This is a genomic window from Aliivibrio fischeri (genome assembly GCF_009727955.1).
Taxonomy (GTDB): Bacteria; Pseudomonadota; Gammaproteobacteria; order Enterobacterales; family Vibrionaceae; genus Aliivibrio; species Aliivibrio fischeri_A.
Window position 1 is genome coordinate 427,849 of record NZ_WOBR01000004.1, and the last position, 7,853, is coordinate 435,701.

At 37.4% G+C, this 7,853-nt stretch carries 9 protein-coding genes; 5 read left to right on the forward strand and 4 right to left on the reverse strand.

The window, feature by feature from the left end:
• Positions 1-41: 41 nt before the first annotated feature.
• Positions 42-1,205, forward strand: coding sequence for an amidase family protein (locus GNP81_RS05315; RefSeq protein WP_155674523.1), 1,164 nt, complete (start codon positions 42-44; stop codon positions 1,203-1,205).
• Positions 1,206-1,287: 82 nt separating this feature from the next.
• Here the strand turns inward: GNP81_RS05315 and cdd are convergent, their stop codons facing one another.
• From cdd to sbcB, 4 genes are all read right to left on the reverse strand, one after another.
• Positions 1,288-2,181 carry a cytidine deaminase gene (cdd, locus tag GNP81_RS05320; RefSeq protein WP_063645356.1) on the reverse strand — a complete coding sequence of 298 codons (894 nt, stop codon included), beginning with the start codon at positions 2,179-2,181 and terminating at the stop codon, positions 1,288-1,290.
• Positions 2,182-2,332: 151 nt separating this feature from the next.
• Positions 2,333-3,007: a CidB/LrgB family autolysis modulator gene (locus GNP81_RS05325; RefSeq protein WP_011262069.1), complete on the reverse strand. Its 675-nt coding sequence runs from the start codon at positions 3,005-3,007 to the stop codon at positions 2,333-2,335.
• Positions 3,007-3,357 carry a CidA/LrgA family protein gene (locus tag GNP81_RS05330; protein ID WP_155674522.1) on the reverse strand — a complete coding sequence of 117 codons (351 nt, stop codon included), beginning with the start codon at positions 3,355-3,357 and terminating at the stop codon, positions 3,007-3,009. Before GNP81_RS05330 ends, GNP81_RS05325 begins: the two co-directional genes overlap by 1 nt.
• Positions 3,354-4,778 carry an exodeoxyribonuclease I gene (sbcB, locus tag GNP81_RS05335; protein WP_063654255.1) on the reverse strand — a complete coding sequence of 475 codons (1,425 nt, stop codon included), beginning with the start codon at positions 4,776-4,778 and terminating at the stop codon, positions 3,354-3,356. The genes GNP81_RS05330 and sbcB overlap by 4 nt, the downstream gene beginning before the upstream one ends.
• Before the next feature lie 5 nt (positions 4,779-4,783).
• Between sbcB and GNP81_RS05340 the strand changes: the two genes are divergently transcribed.
• The 4 genes from GNP81_RS05340 (at position 4,784) to GNP81_RS05355 (ending at position 7,628) form a co-directional block, all read left to right on the forward strand.
• On the forward strand, positions 4,784-4,984 hold the full coding sequence (locus GNP81_RS05340; RefSeq protein ID WP_155674521.1) for a hypothetical protein: 201 nt from the start codon (positions 4,784-4,786) through the stop codon (positions 4,982-4,984).
• 47 nt (positions 4,985-5,031) lie between these two features.
• Positions 5,032-5,184 carry a hypothetical protein gene (locus GNP81_RS05345; RefSeq protein ID WP_155674520.1) on the forward strand — a complete coding sequence of 51 codons (153 nt, stop codon included), beginning with the start codon at positions 5,032-5,034 and terminating at the stop codon, positions 5,182-5,184.
• Between the two features lie 440 nt (positions 5,185-5,624).
• Positions 5,625-6,902 (forward strand): AAA family ATPase, encoded by a 1,278-nt coding sequence (locus GNP81_RS05350; protein WP_196587424.1) that lies wholly within the window; start codon positions 5,625-5,627, stop codon positions 6,900-6,902.
• Entirely contained in the window at positions 6,903-7,628 is a 726-nt protein-coding gene (locus tag GNP81_RS05355; protein WP_155674518.1) for a hypothetical protein, read from the forward strand. It abuts the gene before it with no gap.
• The last annotated feature ends 225 nt before the right edge of the window (positions 7,629-7,853 follow it).

A 7,853-nucleotide genomic window follows, 5' to 3' on the forward strand; every position in this document is an offset into this window, starting at 1 on the left:
CTGGTATGCTGCATTTTTTAAATTAAGCAGTACGTTGAATTATGGATAATCAAACCATGTATGTCACTCATCAAGTTGAGTCGCAACAATGGGCGTTTTATGGCCTTTTAGAAAATAAAAAATTTGTCGTAAGTGATTGCATTGATATAAAAAATACGCCAAATGGCCAAGGTAATCCAACGTGGCTATTAGAGCAAAAAAAAGCGAGAGAGAACGCTCCAGCTGTTGATCTTATATTAAAAAAAGGCGCTATATTCGTCGGTAAAACTCAAATGGATGAATTTGGGTTTGGGCTACATGGACACAATCCACACTACGCACCAATACCAAATAAAAACAGCGAAGGGCGCTTTATTGGCGGTTCATCGAGTGGTGCAGTTGCAGCAGTGGTTAATGGCGACGCAGACATTGGTCTAGGCATTGATTTTGGTGGTGGTATTCGTGTTCCTGCTTTATATGCTGGTTTATATGGTTTTAAAGCATCAGCCAGTGCAGTAAACATGCAAGGTATCGATTGTATTGCAAAAGAAGATACTTCATTGGGGTGGGTGGCAAAAAATTTATCGGATATACGAAAAGTGGCAACCGTGCTTACGCCTATGTCTCCATTAGTGACGGTGGAACGTATTGTTGTGCTTGATAGTCTATTTATTGATATTCCAGAAGAAGCCAAAACAAAGTTAGAGACATTAATTAAATCTTCTCCTTATGAAGTGGTACGCAGCAAATCGATCAGTAAAATTATCACCACTAAGGCGGCAGAGAGCTTCAAAGTACTTTCAGCAACACGAGGTTTGCGTAATTTAGAACTGTGGTATGAAAAGAACAAAGCGGCAGTAGGTAATGAAATAAAGATGCAGATGAAGTGGCTTGCGTCTTTAAAATATAAAGATGAAAGGATCGCTTTAGAGCAAAGAGAGCTAGTGATCTCTGTTTTAGAATCCATCTTAGATGAAAAAACACTGCTACTTATGCCAACAACCGCCAATATTGCACCGCCTACAACGGCAACGGATGAGCAATTATATAAATTGAATGCTCAAATCTTAAAATACACCTCGTTGGCAAGCTTGGCGGATTTACCTCAGCTGCATTTACCTTGGTTTACTGTAAATGATTCTCCTTGGGGCATTTCATTAGTTGGGCAAAAAGGAATGGATAGACAATTGATTGATGTGGCTATTCGTTGGCAGGGTAATCAATAGACATTAAAGATGTTAATCAAATAAAAAGGAGGCCAACAAAGCCTCCTTTTAAGTCATCTATTTATAGAATAATTTCTACTTCTTATAAAGAAGCGTACTCTAAAGTTACATCCGGATTTAGTGCTTCTAATGTACTTTGTGTAATCGCAAGATGGCTAATTGCGCCTTTGTGATCTTCAACTAGCGCAGCTGATTTAACCGTTAAGATGTCTTCACGAGACATATTTGCATGAACCAGCGCCACTTGCAGTGGTGGTAAGCTTGGGTTAAATGCCGCATTTTCAGCATACATGCCGTAATACACTTCACCACTTTCCATCTCAAGCGCAATACCACTTAAGTTATGTGAGTAAGGCGCATGACTGCGGTTTGCCGCTTCTAATGCTTTACGTAATAGTGGAGACTCAGTTTCTAACGCTAAGTTGTGCGAAAGAGGAGCAAGTAATCCGCCTTCAATGCCTAAATCTTTAGGACCAAAAGACTCAGGTAAATATTCTTGCAGAGATTTTTCATTACGCTCAGGAAGTTGAACCATTAAAGAATCAGCGGTTGTTAGCTCATTCATAAATTGACGACAGTGACCACAAGGGCTGAAGTTAATCGTAATATCAGAAATACCCGTTTCACCTTGGATCCACGCATGGCTAATTGCCGACTGTTCAGCGTGAATAGTTTGGCCAAGTTGAACATCGTTGTATTCCATGTTTGCGCCAAAATAAAGGTTACCAGTCAAACCACGAGCAATCGCACCGACATAAAAATTGGAAATAGGAGCAACAGAGAAAGCAGCAGCAAGAGGTAATAATGCTAAGCGTAATTCTTTATCGCTTAACTGGCTGTCAGCTTGCAGTGATTGAAATTGTTCCTTGCTAATTACACCTTTAAATTCAGTATTAATAATCGGTGTTAATGAAGTACGCAGGGCTTCAGGTAAGTTCGCTAGGGCTTCTTCTAAGCGTTGTTGTAGTCTTGTCATGAGTAGGGTGATCCTTTTAAGTTCTTATAGGATCATTTTAGTGACAATTGAGCTGGAAACATAGATCAAAATCACACTCATTGATGTAAAGTTACATAAATTACATCAATGAGAGAGAAGTCACACCATATTGGTGCTGTTTTGAGCGCGATTATTTCATCATTACCATGAAGGAGTAGATAATCGGCGCAACGAGAGAGGTGATGATCCCACAAATAACTAGGGCTAATGAACTGAATGCTGCATCTTGTGGATTCTCTTCAGCTGCTTGAGCTGTCCCCAATGCGTGAGAAACATTACCCATTGTTAGACCACGAGCAAGTGAGCTCTTAATACCCAACATGTTATAAATTGGGTAAGCAAAAATTGCCCCCATCAAACCAGCCAGAAGTACTAAGATTGCTGCGATTGCCGCTTCACCTTCAAGCTGACTTGAAATAGCCATAGCAATAGGCGTCGTCACTGATTTTGGTAAAATACTCGCAACCAGTTGCATATCGGCTCCCATCCAAACCGCAAGGAACGCACCAGAGATCATTGAGAACAACGAACCCACGCTACATGCAAGCAAGATGATTTTCCAGTTCGCTCGAATATGAGGTAATTGCTCATACAAAGGATAAGCAAGTGCAACCACGGCAGGTTGTAACAAGTAACTTAGGAAAGCATTATCAGCATAATAGGTTTCGTAAGGTACATGCAGAACCATCAAGATAGGAATAACAATACACACACTCAGCAATAACGGGTTATTCACTGGGTGAGGGAAACGTTTTGCAAACCAACGAGCAGAGTAAAAAACGATAAGTGTAAGAATGACCCACATTAGCTGTTACCTCTATCAATTTTGTCGATAAAGAGTGCTAAGCAAACCAATACTAATAATGAACCACCAGCCGTACTCACAATAATTGGAACTGCATTGTTAAGTAGTAAATCAAAATGGGTCATTAAACCTACCGAAATAGGAATAAACAAGATCAGCATATTGCGCATAAAAAATTGGCAACCTGTTGCTGTCCAATCTGGTTTGCAAATACCGATAACCATAGCGGTGAATAAAATAAGCATTCCAATAATGCTTCCCGGAACAGATATGTTCAACCAAGATTGAATGCCGTTACCAGCAAACAACGAGGCGAAGATCCAAGCGAAAGAATAAAGATATTTAATCATGATATTAATTGTTGTACGTAGTTATACACGGCTTTTAAAATAGCCACTTTTTTGTCATTACCTTCGGACTCAAGGTATAGATTTTCAAAACTCGCTTCATAATCTGGCAAGTGAGTTTGAAAATAGTCTTGAAGGTGAGCGTGCCATCTTAATTGCTCAGCTTCGTTTAATGTGTGCGGGAAGTTACGTGCACGGTATCGGAATAACAGTGGTTTGATACGTGGATCTGTCACGTTTGGTTCAAAGTCAATTAACTGTTCAGGCGTTGATTGACGAATAATATCAATGGTTGCTTTATCAGCATGTGAGAAGAAACCATCGTAAAGAAGCGTATCCACATTGGTTGATTTCTCGTAGTTTGGCTCAATGCTGTACAGCTCAATCAGTTTTTGTCTGATCTCAGGGTTTTCACGTATTACTTTAAGATTACGTAAACACGCTTCGCGATCCACATTCAAATTAGCGGCATTTTCAGCAGTTAATGTTTTTGCAGGGGCAAGAACAGGGCACTTATTCAAATGCACTAATTTAACAGGAACTGGAAGCTCATCAGGACCAAGCTCAGAACGTTTGGTGTACATACGCTGATGCAGTTCTTCAACATTCAACTCAAGAAAAACACTTGGGTCTAAAGCCAAATCAATAGTAATAACGGCATTATTATTGGTTGGATGCCAAGCCACAGGCACTATCCAACTGATGTTACCTCTATCTACACCAAACATGCCTGAAACATGCATAAGTGGTGTCATTTCAACTATGTCGATTAATGTCGCTGCTTTCTTCTTGTTACGCATAGAAAGCAAATAGTTAAACATTTTTGGCTGTGCTTGTTTTACTTTTTTAGCTAACTCGATGGTCGCGATAACATCGGCCATGGCATCGTGGGCATTGGCGTGTTCAATGCCATTTTCAACAGAGAGCTTTTCAAGTTTAAAACTTGGTCTTCCTTCTTCATCTTTAGGCCAATTAATGCCTTCAGGGCGAAGTGCATAAACCGCACGCATTACATCTAATAGATCCCAACGAGAGTTGCCGTTTTGCCAGCTCCAACCATAAGGTTCAAAGAAGTTACGATAGAGCGTGTAGCGAGAAACCTCATCATCAAAACGAATGTTGTTATAACCTAAAGAACAAGTATTAGGCTGTGATAATTCATGATGAATTTTGGCAATAAATTCTGGCTCAGAAAGTCCTTTATTAACGGCGGTTTGTGGCGTAATACCCGTAATCAAACACGCTTCAGGTGAGGGAAGGTAATCAACTGGAGGACGGCAGTAAATAACTAAAGGCTCACCGATAATATTGAAATCTTCATCAGTGCGGACACCAGCAAATTGGCACGGTCGATCAAGAGAAGGGCTAGTTCCCCATGTTTCATAATCAAAAAAGAAGAAACTAGGTGCATTGTTTTGTGGCATAAGTGATGTCCAATGATAAGCAATACATTGATTATCAGAGATCTATCACACAATCGCAAGGCATTAGAGAATTATCAGAGGTGAAAGTTAGCAGAGCTCTTGGTTTGGAAGAACAACAAATGAATATTGAACGTGTAGTCGTAAAGTTTGATTTAAAAGGGATAAGCAACTTCAAAGTTCACCAAAAGATAGTTTGGAAGAATTAAGGTCTAACAGTGTTCGATTGCTCATGGTTATGGAGAGTGGGGTATTTGTGAGTTCACAAGTTGTTCCGAATGATTGTTGTGTGTTTGGATTAACCGAGATCCCTAAGTTGCTCAAAGAACCGAGGTTATTCTCAGTAAAAACTTTGTTAGAAGTCGGAAAAGTAGCAACAGAAAGAGCATATGAGTTATCTCAGTACTAACATTCACTTTAATGACTACTCTAAAAATAAGGTTATTTATAGGGTGGGTAATGTTGTAAATCACATTTTTATGAAACAAAAGCATTCCTAAATCTATAACAAATGTATCAACACGATTTTCTACACTCGGCGTTGTAGGTTTGTCTTTCATTTCAGTGTTTAAGGCGTTAAGATTCAGGTTGTTTTGCATAGTTGTAAACGTGTTATGCAGGCGTTATTTTACAAAATATCTTTATGATTTATTACACTGGGCATTAATCTTTGATGCAGCAGGAGTAGTGCAATGCACACATATTGGTGAGCGTTAGCAAGGAAAAATTATTTCACACTTGGGGTTCTCAGTTCATCAAGTGCTACGTTTAGAATTAAAGAACTGCTTTGTTCGTCATGGTTGTAGCGTGTTATGACGGCATTATATGAAAATTGGAGTATATTTGTTCATGATAAAAGCTATTGAGATAAAGAATTTCAAATCAGCAGAAAAATTAAACCTGAAATTTGGAAGAATAAATACTTTTATTGGAGAAAATGGCTCAGGTAAAAGTACAGTATTGGAAGCCCTTGCATTTGCTGTTGCTGCAGAAAATGATCGTTTAGAAAGTGAATTTTTGGAAAATCGAGGTATTCGAATTACATCTCCTGAATTTATGAGATCTTGCTTCAATGATGAGTCAGTTGATAACCCTATTGAGATTAAACTATTTTTAAATGATGAAGGTTCTACTGCGAGGAATTATATTTTTGAAAATAAAAATGAATTTTTTTCAGAGTGGAAAATAGTTAAAGACACGATAGTAAATAGTTCTCCAGATGAGTCAGTAAGTTCTAAGGATTATTATTCTATAAAAGCAAGGATTAAAGCTTTTAATAAACTATTATCTAGAGATGAGTTCTCAAAAATTCTTAATTCTGATAATTCGGAATTAAAAGCAAGTGTAGAACATTTAAAAAATGAAGAATTTCTTAAAGAAATAGATGATGCAGAAGAGTTAATTAAAGAATTAGAATCGACAGTAACTGAAGGGATGGAACCATTAAATAATTTTGCAATTTACTCACCAGAAAACAAGCAGTTAAGAAACTTAAAAGAAGAAGGGGCTTTGCGCCCAATAGGTATACAAGGACAAGGATTATTTAAGCTATTAAGACAAATTCATAAAGAACAACCAGATGCTATGCGTGATATTGAGAAAGGTTTAAAATTAATCGGTTGGTACGAGTCTATGGATTTAGATAATGAACCAGAGTTGATTGAAGATGAATTGTTTATTAAAGACCGATACCTACCAATGTCATTTACTCAACGAAGTGCAAATGAAGGTTTTCTATATATGTTATTTTATATGGCATTATTGGTCTCTAAAGTAACACCTAGAATATTTGCAATTGATAATATAGATGCAGCGCTAAATCCTAAACTTTGTACCAAACTAATGACCTATATTGTGGAATTAGCTGAGAAGTATGATAAACAAGTATTCTTAACTACGCATAACCCAGCAATTTTGGATGGTATAAACTTATTTGATGAGCAACAAAAATTATTTGTTGTCTCTAGAAAGAAAAGAGGACAAACCTCTGTTCGTGAGTTTAAGTCTAGTCAAATGCCAACTACGCATAATATAGCTAAAAAATTCGATACAAAAAATGAAGAATACTTAATGCTTTCAGAGGCCATGATTCGCGGTTATATTGGTGGGATACCTAAAGGTTTTTAGATGAGTTTTGGATTAGTATGTGAAGGACCAACCGATCAAATCACGATTGAGAATATATTATGTGGTTTTTTTGATGATGATATCTCTGATGTTATCAATAAACTTCAACCTGGAGGAGCCTCCGAATCTAATGGTGAAGGTGGATGGGAGCGAGTTTTAACTTATTTATCAAGTTATAAATTTCGAGATTCATTTTTAATGAATCAGTATGTAGTTATTCAGATTGATACTGATGTTTGTCATATGAAGGGGTTCGATATCCCTTTAGTTGATGAAGGTGGCATCACTTTAAATGACGTTTCTGAAATTGTACTTAAAGTTAAAGATAAGCTAATTTCTCAAATTGATTCAGGAGAAGATGATTTTTTTGAAAACAATAAAGATAAAATCATCTTTGCGATATCTGTACACTGTTTAGAAACATGGATATTTAAGCATTATAATAATGACCCTAAATTGAATAAAATGATTAATAATGGCGAATCAAGGCTGGTTGAGATTATACAGCGGATTCATCATGGAGATAGAGAAAAATTAGGGCTATACCTTGAAAGGGAAGGGAAAACTTTTAAAATGCATAAGATATATGAGGCTTATGATGAACTTACAATGCCATTTTTTAAGAAAGGTGGTGATACTAGAATTGAAGAGTTATCTAGAAAAGATGAAAGTTTTAAATTTTTCATTGATGAATTGACTGAAAAAGCATCTGACTTCCTTGACTAAATCTTATTATAAAGCATAATTACCACATTGAAGAACCTCGCCCATCCGGCGGGGTTTTTTTATACCTGCAATTTATGACGTTTACTGGCACCTTTCGGGGTGTTTTTTTATGGGGGAAATATGCAAGAAAAGATAAGTTCTTTATCCGCGTATGTTTCTGGTCGGGCTTTTGCTTTGTTTGGTGCGTTCTCATTGCAAGATTGGATGAGCATCGTTGGTGGGGGG

What these genes read in the sequence shown, in the direction of transcription:
- GNP81_RS05315 (WP_155674523.1), top strand. Translation starts at nt 42, where the DNA reads ATGGATAATCAAACCATGTATGTCACTCATCAAGTTGAGTCGCAACAA.
- GNP81_RS05340 (WP_155674521.1), top strand. Translation starts at nt 4,784, where the DNA reads ATGTCCAATGATAAGCAATACATTGATTATCAGAGATCTATCACACAA.
- GNP81_RS05330 (WP_155674522.1), bottom strand. Translation starts at nt 3,357, where the DNA reads ATGATTAAATATCTTTATTCTTTCGCTTGGATCTTCGCCTCGTTGTTT.
- GNP81_RS05350 (WP_196587424.1), top strand. Translation starts at nt 5,625, where the DNA reads ATGATAAAAGCTATTGAGATAAAGAATTTCAAATCAGCAGAAAAATTA.
- GNP81_RS05325 (WP_011262069.1), bottom strand. Translation starts at nt 3,007, where the DNA reads ATGTGGGTCATTCTTACACTTATCGTTTTTTACTCTGCTCGTTGGTTT.
- sbcB (WP_063654255.1), bottom strand. Translation starts at nt 4,778, where the DNA reads ATGCCACAAAACAATGCACCTAGTTTCTTCTTTTTTGATTATGAAACA.
- GNP81_RS05355 (WP_155674518.1), top strand. Translation starts at nt 6,903, where the DNA reads ATGAGTTTTGGATTAGTATGTGAAGGACCAACCGATCAAATCACGATT.
- cdd (WP_063645356.1), bottom strand. Translation starts at nt 2,181, where the DNA reads ATGACAAGACTACAACAACGCTTAGAAGAAGCCCTAGCGAACTTACCT.